Annotated in this window: 12 protein-coding genes; 6 read left to right on the top strand and 6 right to left on the bottom strand. The window is 42.4% G+C overall.

Features of this window, described 5'->3' with window-relative positions:
• From H7844_09970 to H7844_09980, 3 genes are all read right to left on the bottom strand, one after another.
• The coding region (locus H7844_09970; GenBank protein MEO5357609.1) for a filamentous hemagglutinin N-terminal domain-containing protein at positions 1 to 1,896 on the bottom strand (1,896 nt) is incomplete at its 3' end.
• A gap of 42 nt (positions 1,897 to 1,938) precedes the next feature.
• Positions 1,939 to 2,634 carry a DUF928 domain-containing protein gene (locus tag H7844_09975; GenBank protein MEO5357610.1) on the bottom strand — a complete coding sequence of 232 codons (696 nt, stop codon included), beginning with the start codon at positions 2,632 to 2,634 and terminating at the stop codon, positions 1,939 to 1,941.
• Positions 2,635 to 2,657: 23 nt separating this feature from the next.
• Positions 2,658 to 5,069, bottom strand: a complete 2,412-nt coding sequence (locus H7844_09980) for a CHAT domain-containing protein (GenBank protein ID MEO5357611.1) — start codon at positions 5,067 to 5,069, stop codon at positions 2,658 to 2,660.
• Positions 5,070 to 5,156: 87 nt separating this feature from the next.
• On the opposite strand from H7844_09980, the gene H7844_09985 reads away from it, so the two are divergent.
• Entirely contained in the window at positions 5,157 to 5,567 is a 411-nt protein-coding gene (locus tag H7844_09985) for a hypothetical protein (protein MEO5357612.1), read from the top strand.
• 148 nt (positions 5,568 to 5,715) lie between these two features.
• On the opposite strand, the gene uvrA is transcribed toward H7844_09985, so the two are convergent.
• Positions 5,716 to 8,226 (bottom strand): excinuclease ABC subunit UvrA, encoded by a 2,511-nt coding sequence (gene uvrA / locus H7844_09990; protein MEO5357613.1) that lies wholly within the window; start codon positions 8,224 to 8,226, stop codon positions 5,716 to 5,718.
• Between the two features lie 245 nt (positions 8,227 to 8,471).
• Between uvrA and H7844_09995 the strand changes: the two genes are divergently transcribed.
• Both H7844_09995 and fusA read left to right on the top strand, forming a co-directional pair.
• On the top strand, positions 8,472 to 8,897 hold the full coding sequence (locus H7844_09995) for a SoxR reducing system RseC family protein (protein ID MEO5357614.1): 426 nt from the start codon (positions 8,472 to 8,474) through the stop codon (positions 8,895 to 8,897).
• A 50-nt stretch (positions 8,898 to 8,947) separates the two neighbouring features.
• Positions 8,948 to 11,038, top strand: coding sequence for an elongation factor G (fusA, locus tag H7844_10000; GenBank protein MEO5357615.1), 2,091 nt, complete (start codon positions 8,948 to 8,950; stop codon positions 11,036 to 11,038).
• Between the two features lie 66 nt (positions 11,039 to 11,104).
• On the opposite strand, the gene H7844_10005 is transcribed toward fusA, so the two are convergent.
• Both H7844_10005 and H7844_10010 read right to left on the bottom strand, forming a co-directional pair.
• Positions 11,105 to 11,863: a DUF4276 family protein gene (locus tag H7844_10005; protein ID MEO5357616.1), complete on the bottom strand. Its 759-nt coding sequence runs from the start codon at positions 11,861 to 11,863 to the stop codon at positions 11,105 to 11,107.
• A gap of 8 nt (positions 11,864 to 11,871) precedes the next feature.
• Positions 11,872 to 12,966, bottom strand: a complete 1,095-nt coding sequence (locus tag H7844_10010; GenBank protein ID MEO5357617.1) for an ATP-binding protein — start codon at positions 12,964 to 12,966, stop codon at positions 11,872 to 11,874.
• Positions 12,967 to 13,185: 219 nt separating this feature from the next.
• Here H7844_10010 and gatA point away from each other — a divergent pair, with 219 nt between their 5' ends.
• The 3 genes from gatA to H7844_10025 are packed head-to-tail and all read left to right on the top strand — an operon-like array spanning position 13,186 to position 16,580.
• Complete coding sequence (gene gatA, locus H7844_10015) at positions 13,186 to 14,628, top strand: Asp-tRNA(Asn)/Glu-tRNA(Gln) amidotransferase subunit GatA (GenBank protein MEO5357618.1); 1,443 nt, start codon at positions 13,186 to 13,188, stop codon at positions 14,626 to 14,628.
• Complete coding sequence (gatB, locus tag H7844_10020) at positions 14,625 to 16,052, top strand: Asp-tRNA(Asn)/Glu-tRNA(Gln) amidotransferase subunit GatB (GenBank protein ID MEO5357619.1); 1,428 nt, start codon at positions 14,625 to 14,627, stop codon at positions 16,050 to 16,052. The genes gatA and gatB overlap by 4 nt, the downstream gene beginning before the upstream one ends.
• A gap of 9 nt (positions 16,053 to 16,061) precedes the next feature.
• On the top strand, positions 16,062 to 16,580 hold the full coding sequence (locus tag H7844_10025) for an NUDIX domain-containing protein (protein MEO5357620.1): 519 nt from the start codon (positions 16,062 to 16,064) through the stop codon (positions 16,578 to 16,580).
• Positions 16,581 to 16,641 lie beyond the last annotated feature (61 nt).

Below are 16,641 nucleotides of genomic sequence, written 5' to 3' on the forward strand. Positions count from 1 at the left end.
CCAGCACTGGAGACGGAAATGCCGGTAGTATCCTGAAATATTTATTGTCTCTGTTGCCTTTATTGAAATATCACCTGCTTTACCGGTACTTCCCTCCTGTGCGTAGGATAAGATTGTTCCAACATTAGAAAGATTTAAATTGCCGGTTTCTATTGTTATGTTGCCTGCATTGCCACTTCCATATGTTTCACTCTTAATGCTGCTGACATAAACACCATCACCTGAATCATAATACCCTGAAATGCTTATCGCCTCCGTTGCCTTTATAGTAATATCTCCTGCATTACCCGTGCTACCCTCCCGTGCAGAGGCATATATTACTCCTACATTAGAAAGATTTAAATTACTGGTTTCTATTGTTATGCTGCTGGCATCTCCGCTACCATACGTCTCACTGCTAATATTACTGCTGTAAAGACCGCTGCCCGAATAATAGTATCCTGAAATATTTATCGAATCAGCAGCCTTTATTGTAATATCGCCTGCATTACCGGTACTCGCAGATTTTGCAACTGTAGTTATCTGTCCAACATTCGTAAGACTCAAACTATCTGTTTCAATGGTTATGCTGCCGGCATCTCCGCTGCCATACGTCTCACTGCTAATATTACTGCTGTAAAGACCGCTGCCCGAATCATAGTATCCTGAAATATTTACCGAATCAGCTGCCTTTATTGTAATATCACCTGCATTACCGGTACTCCCGGATTGTGCAACTGTAGTTATCTGTCCAACATTCGTAAGATTTAAATTACCGGTTTCTATGGTTATACTGCCTGCATCTCCACTGCCATACGTAGCACTGCTAATCTTACTATTGTAAAGACCGCTGCCGGAATCAAAGTAGCCTGAAATATTTATCGTCTCCGTTGCCTTTATTGAAATATCACCCGCATTACCTTTTCCTAAAGTATCAGACGTTATAGCGCTGCCATTTATAATATTTATATCTCCCGCTATATTTATATCTATGCCGCCGCCGTTGGTATCTCCGTATGTGTCGGCAAAAACATATCCACCGTCTAATGTAAACTTACCGCCACGAATATAAATACTGCCGGAGCCTCCTGCTGTGCTGCTTACATCCAGATTACCTATCGTATAGCCGTTTTTGGTTTCCCGTGTTGAATCGGTATGAGATATATTTATATTGCCGAGAGTTGAAAGCGCATCCGTGTTTATACCGGATGATGTAATTGACGCCTCACCTGCCGATGCCACGCTTGCAAGATTAATCTGCCCGCCGGGAGCATACAAATAACCGTTTTTAATATCAATGCTGCCGGCAACGATTGTAATCCCTTTACCCTCTGCTACCTCAAGGAAACCACCGTCTATCGAAACACCGGTTGGGTTGCTGCTTGTAAAGCCAAACGCTGAGGGCGCTGCCGTTGTTAATACCGTATCTGAGGGCGTTGTTGCATTATACTTTCCCCCATCAGAAAGTTTTAAATAATCAGCGGTGCTTACATAAAACGAGCCCTTAATATCCAGTGTTGCGTTTTTACCAAACATCACTCCGGCAGGGTTTAGAAAATACAAGTTAGCCCCCGATATGCTGCTACTGATTGTGCCGTCTATGTATGATGAGGTCCCGCCGGTTACCCTGGCTATGATATTTGATATTGAGGATGACCCTGTAAATGTGGCGCTCTCACCGGTATAGACATTAAAAGTACCGAAGCTGTGAAACAAATTACCGCCGGCCTGAGTTCCCATCGTGTCGGTTATGGTATAGCTTGGCCCCGTGAGCGTCCCGCTCTGCCCCATCGTACCGTCAAGGGTAATGCCGGCATAGGATATTTCGATGTTTAGAAAGATACTGAAAAAGAAAATCAGGACAACCAATAGGTGCCGGTTTGAATAACCGGTAAAAATAGTATTTTCCTTTTTCATAATGTTTCCTCTTCTATTAATCAAATATCAAAGTGCGTATAATTATTTCCTGTCAAAATCAGCCGCCTCTTTGAGACCGGCCTGTTCTAAAAGAGATGCCCTTACCTCTCTTAAACCGGCATCCGCAGGCGTCTTTTTTATTAACTCTGAAATGCTCCAGAGTGCGTCATACCAAAACCCCTCCTGTGCATACAAGGAGGCTGTTTGTGTTCCCTTAGCGGTTGTCAGCTTTTTAAATAGTTCCCCTGAAGAATCCTTCACAATAATCGTTCCACCTCCGACTATATCTTTCGCTCTGTGCTCCGGGTCCCCGATTGCAGATATAAACCATTTATATTCTGTTTCCTTTACAAGACTTATGCCGTATTCTTTTAAATTTACACAGAAAATTCCACCCGCTGAGGGCTCTGCCATCTCCTTTTCCAATAAGGGTTTAATAGCTTTTGCGGCACTTAAACTGATTTCTATTTTAGACTTCACCGGTTTGGATACATACCAGCAGAGAGAGGGCTGCGTTTTGGTGGTAAAGCCCACATGGTCAGGCACAAGGGCTAATAAAACCGCCGAGTCACCTTCAACACTTCGTGTTCCAGCTGCCACACGAACGCTTGGCGCCCCAAGCATAGGCGGCTTATACGTAATTAACGGATTTTTACCTCTGCTATCATCTCCGGCAAATAAGACAGACGGCGGAATCACCAACAGACATAACATAATTGCGAAAAAAACTTTTTTCATATAAAAAAACCTCCTTATTTTATTTATAACCAATTACCTATCAATATAAAAGGCGACCAGTAAAAGGGATGGTTGTGTTTTTCATTTTTCAGCATATTAATTTGCGCCCTTTGCAGGGCTTTTGCTTTCATCCCGCCGCCTGATTTTAACTCTTCATAGAAATTAACTATGAGTTGTGACGATGCCTCATCATTTATGCTCCAAAGGGATGCTACCGTGCTCTTTACACCTGTCTTGACTGCCAATCCCGCCAACCCCAGGGCCGCCCTGTCATCACCCGCCGCCGTATCACACGCACTTAATGCCAGTATTTCCAGTGGACTACTGCTGTAGCGGTTGTCCTTTATGTAAACATCCAGATCGTTTATTGTTAGTTTCCCATCCCATGTAACTATAAAGGTGTTTGCCGCATCGCCGGTAAAACTGCCATGAGAAGCTATGTGAAATAAAGAGTACAGCTTGTCGTTAAATTTGTTTTTTATGTTAGAAACAACAAAATCCTGATTTTTCAGAAGAGTTCCTTTTTTATAAACAGAGTGTATTCCCGCTACCTCGTCCGAGACAAATGGAAGCGGCGCAAAACCCTGTCGCTCTTCAGTCAATGCCGCCATCAAAATATCACCGTCATTTTGCACAAAAGCATCTGCATTGGTTAGAAAAATTCCCGGCGTTGTAGCTACCGAATATTTATTTATTAAAAAATTATTACCATCATGCAGCGCTCCCAGTGGAACCATTCTCAACGCCCTGTCCGGTATATAAACAATCGTATCCGCTTGATTGGCAATGAGATCATTCTCAATTGGCTTTATTAGCAGGTCATATAGTCTTTGAGCATAGGGCTGATACTCCATTGTTGTGCGTTTTTCGAGTTTCCTTCTGAATTCTAAAACCTCCCTGTAGTAATCCACGGCTGATATGGCCACAGTGTAACTCTTGATGCCGGATGGGAAACCTATAAGAAGTTCCAGTTTTTCAGGAAAGGATATCACATAAAGCACCGCCGTTTTATCTGACACATTATCCAGTCGTGCGGCTTTAGCCTTTTGAAAATCAATACACGTATCCTTAAAATAGTCCTTAAGTTCGGCAGCCCGGAGCTGCTCCACAGTATCCCGTGCCTCAAGCAGGTCCTGCTGAGAACCACGGCCCTCGTCTCTTTCCGTTGCCCTCTGTATTAACAGCCCGGAGAGTTCATAAAAGATGGGTTCTACCTCAGTTCTCAGGAAATCCTTTCCGCAAAGGGCACAGTTGACAAAAGCATCAAGCCCCACTCTCTCGACGGCCTTAACCGCCTCCCTGTATGCTATAACTGCTTCATCCATTTTGCCGGTTTTTTTTAACACCCGCCCCATTAGCCGGTTTATTGTGTATTTAGCTTCACCTACATTTGAATGGTTAGAAACTAAAAGCGCTTTTCTTAATAAAACAAGGGCGCTTTTATAGTCATGGACTTGCTCGTAAAGTGTAGCTTTATGTAACAAAATATATGGTATTGTCTGCAAATCGTCAATTGCTTCAGCCGATTCATGTGCCATATCAAAAGCTTTAAAGGAGGCCTCCACATATTTGGCATCCTTCCCTATCAAATTATACCCCTTACCGGCTCTTATCAGTCCCTCGACTTTTTTGTGGTTATCAGGAATGTTTTGATATTCTGAAAACGCCTCTTTCAACATCTCCTGTGCTTTTGTCTCATCTTTGAGAGATATGTATAAAAAGGCCTTATTTGTGATAACCTGTGCGTAAAGGCCTCTGTCTTTTACCGGCTCATTTGAAAAAGTACTCAGACTCTTTTGGTAAAAAGTTAATGCCTCATCTTTGGAATTTAAAAGTGCGGCAAGATTACCAAGGTTAGCTAATATCTCTGCTTTAATATCAGGTTTTTCGGCTGTCAATAGAGCGTTGTCTAAAGATTCCCTCGCCTTTCCGTATTTACCAACAGACATATAAACCACACCGTAAGTATTTTCAATTTCAGATGTTAAATTATTATCTCTGACTTCCTTTAACACAGCGGCGGTCTTATCTAAGGCGATAAGCGCATCATTAAACTTACCGGCATATAAGAATGATTTTGACAGATACAGCAAACTCCGCGCCTGGGCCTCTGCGTTTCCACTTTCTATGTAATCACTATGAGCTTTTTTAAAATTATCTATGGCGGTTATAAAGTGGCCTTTATCAAACGCATCCATCCCGCTGTTAAAAACATCTCCATAGGCAATATGCCCATTTAGAAATAACCACAAAAAAACAAATACCGGCAGCTTTAAAACCAAACGCGTCATTGTTCCCTCCATAACGGAAAGTACCTCTTTTCCACAAAACAATTCGCACTCCTGCTGTTCAGATACCAGCGTTTTATTCACACACAGCAGGGATATGCTACGAATATATAATTTTTTTGATACACTTGTCAATATCAGTTTCATACCCGAAATCCGACATAGAGGAGAGAAAAACGAGTATTTATCACCGCAGCACAGTAGGTTTTTGTTTTAGGTTCTGCAGATATAGTATTGGCGATATTGTGCAAATCCGGCAATATGGATGTTACGATAGCTAAAATATTGGAGAAATTATCTGCGTTACCGTTAAAGGACAGAGAGGATTATATTAAAAAATTACTGATTCTGTCTGATTTAAGAAAATTATATAATAAGGTTAAACTGGAGGTGAGTAAGATGCCAATAACGATTGATGTAAGAGAGAGTGATATTTTCCAGGAAGGGTTACTTGAGGGGAAACAGGAAGGGTTACTTGAGGCTATTGAATTAGGACTCGAACTCAAATTTAGCATCGTTGGACTTGAGCTAATGAATATGGTTAGAGCTATAAGTACTATAGATACATTAGAAGAGTTTAAAAATCTTATCAGAAAAGCCGGTTCAGTAGATGAATTGAAGGAGTTCTTGGGCAAAAACATATAAAACAATTAGGGTGCTTATATCGGTGGCTTGTTTTGCGAGCGTCCCGCCCCCTGAAGAGTGATTTTTTCCTGCGTGGAGCATGCTCCGGAAGATTTGAACGTAAGTTCCGAGTGGTAAAACGTCTAAGGGTATGAAAACATTGGTATTATCAGCTCTGTTTCTGCATTTTACGCAGAAACAGACCGGTGTATGAATTATTATTTAGTGAAATCTCCTCCGGTGTGCCTTTTGCAATTATTTGCCCGCCCATATTTCCACCCTCGGGGCCCAGGTCTATAACATAATCAGCCGCCCATATGACATCGAGGTTATGCTCAATAACAACAACAGTGTTGCCCATTCCGGCAAGCCTGTGAAGAATTTTCAGCAGCCTGTCCACATCAACGAAATGGAGACCGGTGGTTGGTTCATCCAGAATATAAATAGTTCTGCCGGTTGCTTTTTTTGAGAGTTCACGGCAAAGCCGGAGTCTTTGTGCCTCGCCTCCGGAAAGTGTATTTGCCGACTGCCCAAGCTCTATGTAACCCAGCCCCACCTCTTCAAGCAGGGTAAGCTTCTCACTTATGGCAACGATGGGCAGGAAGAACTCCCGTGCCTCGCTGACAGTCAGTCTGAGCACATCGGTTATACTTTTACCTTTATACTTTATGTGGAGGGTTTCACGGTTAAACCTCTTACCGCCACACATATCACAGAGCACGTATGCGTCAGGCAGAAAGTGCATCTCATATTTTTTAATACCGGCCCCCTTGCAAGCCTCACACCGTCCACCTTTTAAGTTAAAACTAAACCGTGAGTGCTTATAGCCTTTTGTGCGGGAATCCAGTAGTGCTGCAAATAGTTCCCTTATATGCGTAAACATCCCCATGTATGTGGATGGGTTTGAGCGTGGAGTTTTCCCAATTGGAGACTGATCCACGTATATTACCCTGTTAACCTCATTAACACCACTTATGGCGTCATACTTACCTTCTTTTAATTTAGCCTCATAGTTGGCATTGACAAGCGCAGGATAGATGGTATCAAGAATCAGGGAGCTCTTTCCGGAGCCCGATACACCGGTTACACATAAAAACACGCCAAGGGGGATGTCAACATCTACACTTTTAAGGTTGTTCTGTCGTGCTCCTGTGATTTTTATAAAACCGGTTGCAGGTCTTCTATGCTGCGCAACTGAGATAGAGAGTTTTTTGGAGAGGTAGGCGCCGGTTAAGGAGTTTTCATTATTCATTATCTCTGCCGGGCTGCCCTGCGATACGACGTATCCACCGACTCTGCCTGCACCCGGGCCCATATCCACAACAATATCTGAAGCTAAAATCGTCTCCTCATCATGCTCTACCACGATGACCGTGTTACCGCCGTCACGAATACTTTGAAGGCTTTCTATGAGTTTGGCACAGTCACGCGGATGCAATCCGATACTGGGCTCATCCAAAATATATAGCACGCCGGAGAGTTTAGCACCCAGTTGAGTGGCAAGTCTTATTCTCTGAGCCTCTCCGCCTGAAAGAGTCCACACCAGACGGTTTAAGGCCAGGTACGAAAGTCCAACCCGTTCAATAAACTCAAGCCTGCCGAGTATTTCCTTTAATATTCTGTCTGCGATGAATGTCTCACGTTCTGTAAGTGGTAAGTTCTGTAAAAACGCACTGATGTCACTCATGGCAAGTGCGCTTAGCTGTCCGATATTAAGCTGCCCGATTTTAATACTCAGCGCTACCTCATTTAAACGCATTCCGCTGCAGCCTGCACACGGAGTCAGAAAATCATTTAGTGTATCGTGTTCGGCCATGTTTTCATAGCCGATACCCTTACAAGCGGGGCATGCCCCAAGCTGGCTGTTAAATGAAAAAAACATATGGTTTAACTCAGGGATACTTATCCCGCAATCCTGGCATACACGACTCTTAGAGAACACCATATCCTTGTTTTCATCCAATAAGTTAATAACGGCAACACTGCTGAATCTTAATGCCGTGTTAACGGCCTCTTTAAGTTTTCTCTCTATACCGCTTTTAACCATGAGCCTGTCAACAACAATCTCTATGGTGTGTCGTTTATATTTGTTAAGTTTAATATCCTCAGTAAGGTCAACCATTTCGCCGTCTATGCGTGCCCTTACAAAACCCTCACGCCGCATAGAGGTGAGTTCCTTTTCGTACATACCCTTTCTTTGTTTAGCAATTGGGGAAAGAACTTGAAGCTTTGTGCCGGTAGGAAGAGATGTGATTTTATTTAAAATTAATTCGGAATCCTGAGATATTATAGGTTGTGAGCAGCCCGGGCAGTAAGGCTTGCCTATGCGGGTATAGAGCACCCGGAGATAGTCGTAAATCTCCGTTAACGTGCCTACGGTAGAGCGCGGACTCCTTGTAATGGTCTTTTGCTCTATAGCGATAGATGGGCAGAGCCCTTCGATGAAATCAATATCGGGTTTTTGCATCTCGCTCAGAAACTGCCTGGCGTAAATGGAAAGGCTTTCTACGTAGCGTCTCTGTCCTTCTGCAAAAATCGTATCTATGGCAAGGCTTGACTTTCCTGAGCCCGATGGCCCTGTTATCACCATAAAAGTGTTTCTTGGCAAGTCCAGATTCAGGTTTTTGAGGTTATGCTCTCTGGCACCTCTTATTGTTATATATCCCTGTTTGGTTTCCATCACTTAAGGTACGGTATATAATATAACTCATTTATGATGTTACGTGCAAAGATGTGAACGTTAATTCAGTAAATTTCATAGAACCGTTCTAATACCAAGCTGCATTCAATCGTCTAACTTTGTTGGCTTGGTCAAAAACTCCTTGACGTCTCGTTACTCTTTTGACTGCAACTTGGTAATAATTTTAATATCAAAATAAAAACAAGTATTTTTTATATAGAAAACATTATGTTAAAATCTTATTTATGGAAGAGACGGCGGTTGTAAAGGCGGTAAGAGGACATATGGCTGTTGTGGAAGTACAGAAAACCAGCGCATGTCAGCATTGTCCGCAAAGCGGTGATTGCAACGCCGGCGAAAATGTTGTGGAGCTGGAGGCACTTAATGTGGCACAGGCCGCAGAGGGACAGCGTGTGGTGGTTGTAATGCGGCAGTTTACCTATATTAAGGGAACAGTCCTTGTATATGGTCTTCCTGCGCTTGCTCTCATTGCGGGGGCTGTATCGGGTAAGTATTATTTTGCCCGTTTTTTTACCGGAGTATCGCCGGAGCTGATTTCCGCAATCGGCGGGCTTGGTGCTTTTGTCATATTTTTTATGTTAGCCGGCCTGATTTCAAAAAAAATGGAGAGAACCACTGAAAATAAACCTGTGGTAACACAAATACTTTAACGGCGACAAATAAATGTAAATTTTAATATCAAGCAATAAAGGGGGATACAATGGGAAACACCGAAGTTGGGAAAATACGTAACGTGGCATTGGTTGGACACAGCGGCTCAGGTAAAACTACCCTTGTTGAGGCGCTTCTTTTAACTGCCGGAGTCATAGGTAGGATGGGGACCGTGGCGGATGGTAATACGGTAAGCGATTTTGATCCTGAGGAGATAGAGCGTAAGGCATCTATAACGTCAGCCGTGGCTACGTTTGATTACTCCGGGCACAAGATAAATATAATGGACACCCCGGGATTTATAAATTTTATTGAGGATGCAAGGGGATGCCTGAGGGTAGCCGACTGTGCTATCATAGTGGCGGGGGCTGAAAGCGGCATAAAGGCCGAAACACAGAAAGTTTGGAGCTATATTTTGGAATTTGAAACACCGGCAATAGTCTTTGTTAATGAAATAGATAAAGAAAATGCAAATTTTTACTCAACATTACAACAGGCTCAGGATTCTTTTTCAATTGACCCGCTGCCTGTGACTTTACCCATAGGAGAGGGCACTGCATTTAAGGGTTATGTTGACTTACTTAAGATGAAAGCTTATGCGTTAAAGGGTGGAAATTACGAGGAGACGGCAATTCCTGACGATATGAACGCAAAAGTACAGGAGTACAGAAAAAAACTCGTTGAAGTGGTAGCTGAGGCCGATGATGCACTGCTTGAGAAATATCTTGAAACAGGAGAGCTTTCAGAGGAAGAGGTACTTAACGGTGTAAAGGACGGCGTTAACAGAAGGTGTTTTCTACCGGTAACCTGCGGTTCGGCGGAAAAAAACTTTGCAATAAAAGCTCTTCTTGAAACCATTTTATTTTGCGTTCCATCTCCTGCCGACAGAGTAAAATATAAGCCGCTGGCTGCTAAAAACCTAAAAGATAACTCCGATATTGTTCTTAAACCGGAGAGTTCAGAGCATCCAGCCGCATACGTTTTAAAAACTGTAGCCGATCCATATGCCGGAAAGCTTACGATTTTCAGAGTTTACTCCGGTACAATAAGGCCTGATACTACTATTTTCAACTCGACAAAGGGTACAAAGGAGAGAATCGGGCAGGTGTCGTACATGCTTGGGAAAAAACAGACACCGGCACAGTCTCTAGGCCCCGGCGAGATAGGGGTTGTTGCAAAGCTCAAAGAGACCGGAACCGGTGATACCCTTTGCAACGAAACCACTCACATAAAACTGCCTGAAGTAAAATTTGCCGAACCCATTATCTCTTACGCTATAGAGCCAAAAACTAAGGGCGATGAGGAAAAGGTCAGCTCAGGGCTTCACAGGATTTTGGATGAGGACCCTACACTTAGGTTTCACCGTGAGGATGAGACAAATGAAATGATAATCTCCGGCATGGGACAGGTTCACATCGAGGTAACACTTCACAAACTCAAGAGGAAGTTTGGAGTTGAGGTTGAGATGAAAACCCCCAAGATAGCCTATCGTGAGACGATAACGGCACATGCCAAAGCACAGGGCAAGTATAAAAAGCAGTCCGGTGGCAGAGGACAGTACGGAGACTGCTGGATTGAGATAGAGCCTCTTGCGCGCGGTACAGGATTTGAGTATGTGGATAAAGTAGTCGGCGGCGCTGTTCCAAGGCAGTACATCCCGGCAGTTGAAAAAGGTATCGTAGAAAAGCTAAAGGGCGGCATCATAGCGGGCTACCCGATGGTGGATGTCCGTGTAACTATCTTTGACGGCAGCTATCATGCTGTGGATTCCTCGGAAATGGCCTTTAAAATAGCAGGGTCATTTGCCATAAAAAAGGCTGTTGCAGATGCTCATCCGGTAATTCTTGAGCCTGTTATGAAAATGGAGGCCAGTTGCCCTGAGGAAAACCTTGGGGCGGTAATCGGTGACTTAAACTCCAAACGTGGTAAAGTCCAGGGGATGGATTCAAGCCCGGGCGGCAACCAAAAGGTTACTGCACTTGTGCCTATGTCGGAAATGCTGACCTATGCCAACCAACTACACAGTATAACCTCAGGCCGGGGCCTCTACACTATGGAGTTTTCACACTACGAGGAACTCCCTCAACACCTGGCTCAAAAAATAATCAACGAAAGAAAGAAAAAAGACGAAGAGGAATAGAATTCATACTTATTCCAATTCTGACACAAAAGTATAACGAGGTGTCGCTTTCTCCTTGCCGCCTCGTTATACTTTTGACTGCAACCTGGTATCACATCCTAATTCAAAAACTAAATTGATGCAATTTAAAAAGTACTTCCAGCTTTCCACTTTATTTATAAGCTCGTTGCTGCAACATAAATCAGCGTAGTCTAAATTATGACTAATTCTATAGGATTCATCCTTGTGCTTTTTATAACTCTTACCGCAGAGATGAAAGATTTCATCAATAATTTTTGAAGGATGCTTGTATGATTCAAGATCATCGTTGATTAAATCGTAACCTAATTTTTCCTTGATAAAATTATGGGTTAACGAACTATCAATTTTACAAAACATTTTAGCATCCATCAAAAACCATGCTTCTATTTCCATTATAGCAAGAACATATTTTATTCTGTCATAAAAATCCTTGTTTTGAAATAATTTCATAAAAGCATCCATAACCTTTTTCTTTTCTGATCTTTCTATGTTCTTTCCATTTATTTTTGTACGATATAGATCATGAAGGCCAATGATGAAGTCGTATCCTTTATTTTTAAGTATTGACTCTGCAGTTTCTTTAATTTTTGAAATAACAGTACTACCACTACTGCTCACATCATAAATTCTAACTTCATAGATTGCTGTTGGATTTTCTCTAACAAGAACTTTTTTTATTTGATATTGACCAACATATTTATGTATTTTTAACTCTAAATTATGATTACCGATATATTCATTTAAAAGTTTATCAATAAAAATAGATTCAGTTTGCCCCTCAACAAAAAAAAATACTTTCTTCAATTATCACCTCATTCTTTGTACATTTTTCCAGTAAGAAGGTCAAAGTTATTTAAACCGGTATATGTAAATTCATCAAATGCTTCACTACTATTATGTCGACTAAAAGATACAACTGTATGCCCGGTTCTCTCCAGTACGTTCAATGAACCAAGCTCCACGGCATTTATTAAAAATCTGTCATTAGATGCTGCAATTAGTTGTATTCTCGTATTCTTTATTTTTTCCATAACAAGTTTTGTAAGATTCGAAGACCTTTCAAAATCCAGCCCCTCCCCAATATCGTCTATTACGAGAGTAAAAGGTATATTGTTACTCAAAAGGTATTCAACTATAATAATTATCGAAAGCGCTCGAAACATACCTTGTGACATGCTGTGTTGAGTTGTAGAGACTTCTAAACTGTTCTCCTCAACGTCTATATAAGACTCTCCATTTGGAATTTCATTAACTTTAATACTTTTGATGGGATAACCAATGTTTGTAAAATCTGATAGCAGTACATCCTTTTTGCCGGCAATCAAAATATTTTTTAAAAATGATACTACTAAGTCTTGATTATATCTCTCAGGAGTATTTTGGTACATGAAAAAATATGGGGTAAATTGTGTAAAATTGAATTCTAAAAAATCGTTAGCCCATGACCACAATTTCTCCAGAAATGGAAATTCAATTTTATCACGACGCACATTTACTGTTAACTCTTTCTCAGGAGGTGAGAATTCTATCATTTTGTGGTTTTTAGAAAATATTTTACTACTGCCTTCTTTTCTTTCTATTAATACATTTTCATTTTCGCTTAATTCCTCAGAATCTACTTGTTTTTCTGATAGTTCTAATTTATACGCGTATTTAATTGGCAGATTCGTCCCGCTGTCAAAATCTAAAAATTCAAGATTCCATGACCGCTGCGCTTCTTTCATAAAAATACTATAAATCTTTGATTTTAAAATAAGTGATTTCAGATCCAAAATAACTTTCAAAAACCTGGTCTTACCTGTTGCATTCAGACCAATAATTAAATTATGCATACCCAAATTAGTTTTTTTTAATTCCCATTTGTTACCAAATACCTTTTCATGATATTCAAGTTTTGAGATAATCATCCATTCTCCTGAATTAAATAACGTGTAGCTGCCGGTGTACTATACAGTATTTTTTACTCAAACCGACAAAAAGTATAACACAACTTTAGTTTACTGTCAAATAATGTCTGTTGTATGAGTGGTCGGGCACTTGTAGAAAAATGGTTGAAAAGTCTTACCACTTAATGATAAAATCATACTCGAACGTTATCATTAGAATCTGCCGGAGGTAATTTTTGGGTGGAATATTTCAGACTGGGCATAAAAGAAGCATACTGGTTGTTGAAGAGCAAAGAAATAACCGTGAAGGAACTCACAGAGAGCGTATTTCAGAGAATAGAGGCGGTGGATAAGGCGGTTAAGGCTTATGTCACAGTTACAAGGGATGCGGCTTTTAAGATGATTGAAAACCTGCCGTCTTCAGACGGTAGTCCTGTTTATGGCATCCCACTGGCAATAAAAGACAATATGTGCACAAAGGGAATCAAGACCACGTGTTCATCAAAAATACTGGCAAACTTCACTCCGCCCTATGAAAGCACAGTGACGGAGAGATTACAGAAATCCGGCTACATCCTGACAGGTAAAACCAACCTCGATGAGTTTGCAATGGGCTCGTCAACGGAAAACTCAGGGTTTTTTACAACCGGCAATCCGTGGGCTCCGGATAGGGCGCCCGGGGGAAGCAGCGGCGGGTCGGCGGCAGCTGTCAGCGCCGATGAGTGTATTGCCGCACTGGGGTCGGACACCGGAGGCTCTATACGGCAGCCCGCCTCATTTTGCGGTGTTGTCGGCCTTAAACCCACCTATGGCAGGGTCTCAAGATACGGCCTTGTGGCGTTTGCCTCCTCACTTGACCAAATAGGTCCAATCACTAAGACAGTGGAGGATTCAGCCATTTTACTAAATATCATATCCGGCTATGACCCTTTTGACAGCACATCGGCAACAGTTGATGTGCCGGATTTTACCGCCTGTATCGGCAAGGACATAAAAGGACTAAGAGTCGGTATTCCCTCCGAGTACTTTATTGACGGAATGGACAGTGAGGTGGAGCAATCGGTAAAGGCGGCAATAGTCCACATGGAGTCACTTGGCGCCCAAGTCGTGGAAATAAACCTTCCTCATACCGGCTACGCTGTTGCCACATACTATATTCTGGCAACCTCCGAGGCAAGTTCCAACCTTGCAAGATATGACGGCATAAAGTACGGTCTGAGGATAAGCGGAGATGATTTAATTGATACATATATGAAAACCCGTGCTGCAGGATTCGGCATGGAGGTTAAAAGACGTATAATGCTTGGTACTTACGCCCTGTCATCAGGCTACTATGATGCTTATTATAAAAAAGCCCAGCAGGTTAGAACCCTCATAAAACAGGATTTCGACCGGGCCTTTGAAAAAGTGGATGTAATAACCACTCCGACATCTCCCACTACGGCTTTTAAAATCGGCGAAAAGGTAAACGATCCCCTTCAGATGTACCTCAGTGATATATTTACCATATCGGTAAACCTTGCAGGAATACCGGCGATATCTGTGCCTTGCGGATTTGACCGGAAAGACCTCCCCATCGGACTTCAATTAATTGGAAAGGCATTTGAAGAGGAGACGATTCTCAGAGCCGCACACGCATATGAAGTCTCAACCCCTCATCACAAAAGGAGGCCATCCCTATGAAATACGAGGCCGTAATAGGGCTTGAAATACATGCCCAGATGCTTACAAAAACTAAAATGTTCTGCGGCTGTCCAAACAAGTTCGGCTCTGAGCCTAACTCTCAGACCTGTCCGGTCTGTATCGGTATGCCCGGCGTGCTGCCTGTTATAAATAAGAAAGCTGTAGAGTTTACCGTAAGAACGGGGCTTTCCCTTGGTTGTAAAATTTCATCATACAGCCGTTTTGCCAGAAAAAACTACTTTTATCCTGATTTGCCAAAGGGTTATCAGGTAAGCCAATATGAACTGCCAATTTGTGAGGGCGGAAGTGTTGTGCTTAATATGGAAAGCGAGCAAAAAACAATAGAGTTAACAAGAATCCACATGGAAGAAGATGCAGGTAAAAACCTTCATGAGGGAATGAAGGATTTCAGCTGCGTAGATTTAAACAGGGCCGGGGTGCCGCTTATGGAGATAGTTACAGAGCCTCAGATAAGGAGCGCTAAAGAGGCCTCGGCTTTTATGAAAAAACTCCGTACCATTTTACGCTACCTGGACGTCTGTGACGGCAACATGGAGGAGGGTTCGCTCCGATGTGACGCTAACGTATCTCTGAGGCCGGTTGGTGACACCGCACTCGGTGTTAAAGCGGAAATAAAGAATTTGAATTCCTTCCGGTTTGTCGAAAAAGCCATAGAGTATGAAATATGGCGACAGGAGGAGGTACTGAAAGGGGGTGGAAGGATTATTCAGGAAACCCGCCTTTACAACACCTCAACGGGCACAACCGAGTCTATGCGTTCAAAAGAAGAGGCACACGACTACAGGTATTTCCCCGAGCCCGACCTTGTACCGATTGTAATTTCAGAGTCCATACTTAAAGATATAGAAGCCGCTATTGTGGAGCTTCCTGATGAAAAGGTTGCAAAATACGTAAACAACTATGGCCTGCCGCTCTATGATGCAGAGCTGTTGTCCTCGGAAAAGGCAACCGCTCTGTGGCTTGAAGAGGCTGTTAATAAGGGTGGCAATCCAAAAGCTGTCAGTAACTGGATGATGGGGGAGCTGATGAGGCTGCTTAATGAAACCTCCACACGGATTGAAGACTGTAAGGTAACACCTGAGCGCCTTCTTAACCTGCTTAAACTGGTTGACAGCGGTGCAATAAATGTTAAAATCGGAAAAACCGTCTTTGAGGATATGTTTAACACAGGGGGGCAGGCTGAGGATATTGTGAAATCAAAGGGACTGCTTCAGATGAGCAACGAGGGTGAGCTTGACGGCATTATTGACGGGATTTTAAGTAAGTTTAGTGCCGAGGTGGAAAGATTTAAGGCCGGAGATGTTAAACTTACCGGATTTTTTGTAGGTGAGGTAATGAAGCAGACTAAGGGAAAGGCTAACCCCAAACTTGTTAACGAAATACTGAAAAAGAAACTTGGATAACCTGCTGATATGGATGACGTTGGAGACGATCTTCTTGAAATAGTAACCCCTGAGGGGGAAATTATCGGCAAAGCCCTCAGAAAAGACGTCCACGGCAATAATACGCTTTTACACCGGGTGGTGCACGTGTTTGTTTTTAACAGTGCCGGCGCACTGCTGCTTCAGCAAAGGGCTCTGACAAAGGACGTAGCTCCGGGCAAATGGGATACGTCTGTGGGTGGCCATGTTGATTTTGGTGAGAGCATAGAGGACGCCATGAAAAGGGAGATGGTGGAGGAGCTTGGAATCAGCGCCTGTAAAACTCCACCGGAGTTTCTCTATAAATACATCCATTTAAACTCCTATGAGTCGGAACTCGTTTATTCCTATTCATTTATATATGACGGAGAGTTTGACTTTAACAAAGATGAAATAGAAGCCGTAAGGTACTATAAAATCAGGGAGATTGAGGAAAAGCTGGGCAGCGGTCTGTTTAGTGACAATTTTGAACATGAATTCCGGAACTATTTAAACAGGAGCACTTTTTGAAAAAAGCTATAATTTGAAATTTCTGCTCAAATACCGTTTATAGTGGGCTACCGGGTTTTCT

It is taken from the genome of Nitrospirae bacterium YQR-1 (assembly GCA_039908095.1).
GTDB lineage: Bacteria > Nitrospirota > Thermodesulfovibrionia > Thermodesulfovibrionales > Magnetobacteriaceae > Magnetomonas.

Coding starts and splice junctions, on each gene's coding strand:
- H7844_09975 (MEO5357610.1), bottom strand. CDS start 2,634: ATGAAAAAAGTTTTTTTCGCAATTATGTTATGTCTGTTGGTGATTCCG.
- H7844_09980 (MEO5357611.1), bottom strand. CDS start 5,069: ATGAAACTGATATTGACAAGTGTATCAAAAAAATTATATATTCGTAGC.
- uvrA (MEO5357613.1), bottom strand. CDS start 8,226: ATGGAAACCAAACAGGGATATATAACAATAAGAGGTGCCAGAGAGCAT.
- H7844_09995 (MEO5357614.1), top strand. CDS start 8,472: ATGGAAGAGACGGCGGTTGTAAAGGCGGTAAGAGGACATATGGCTGTT.
- fusA (MEO5357615.1), top strand. CDS start 8,948: ATGGGAAACACCGAAGTTGGGAAAATACGTAACGTGGCATTGGTTGGA.
- H7844_10010 (MEO5357617.1), bottom strand. CDS start 12,966: ATGATTATCTCAAAACTTGAATATCATGAAAAGGTATTTGGTAACAAA.
- gatB (MEO5357619.1), top strand. CDS start 14,625: ATGAAATACGAGGCCGTAATAGGGCTTGAAATACATGCCCAGATGCTT.
- H7844_10025 (MEO5357620.1), top strand. CDS start 16,062: ATGGATGACGTTGGAGACGATCTTCTTGAAATAGTAACCCCTGAGGGG.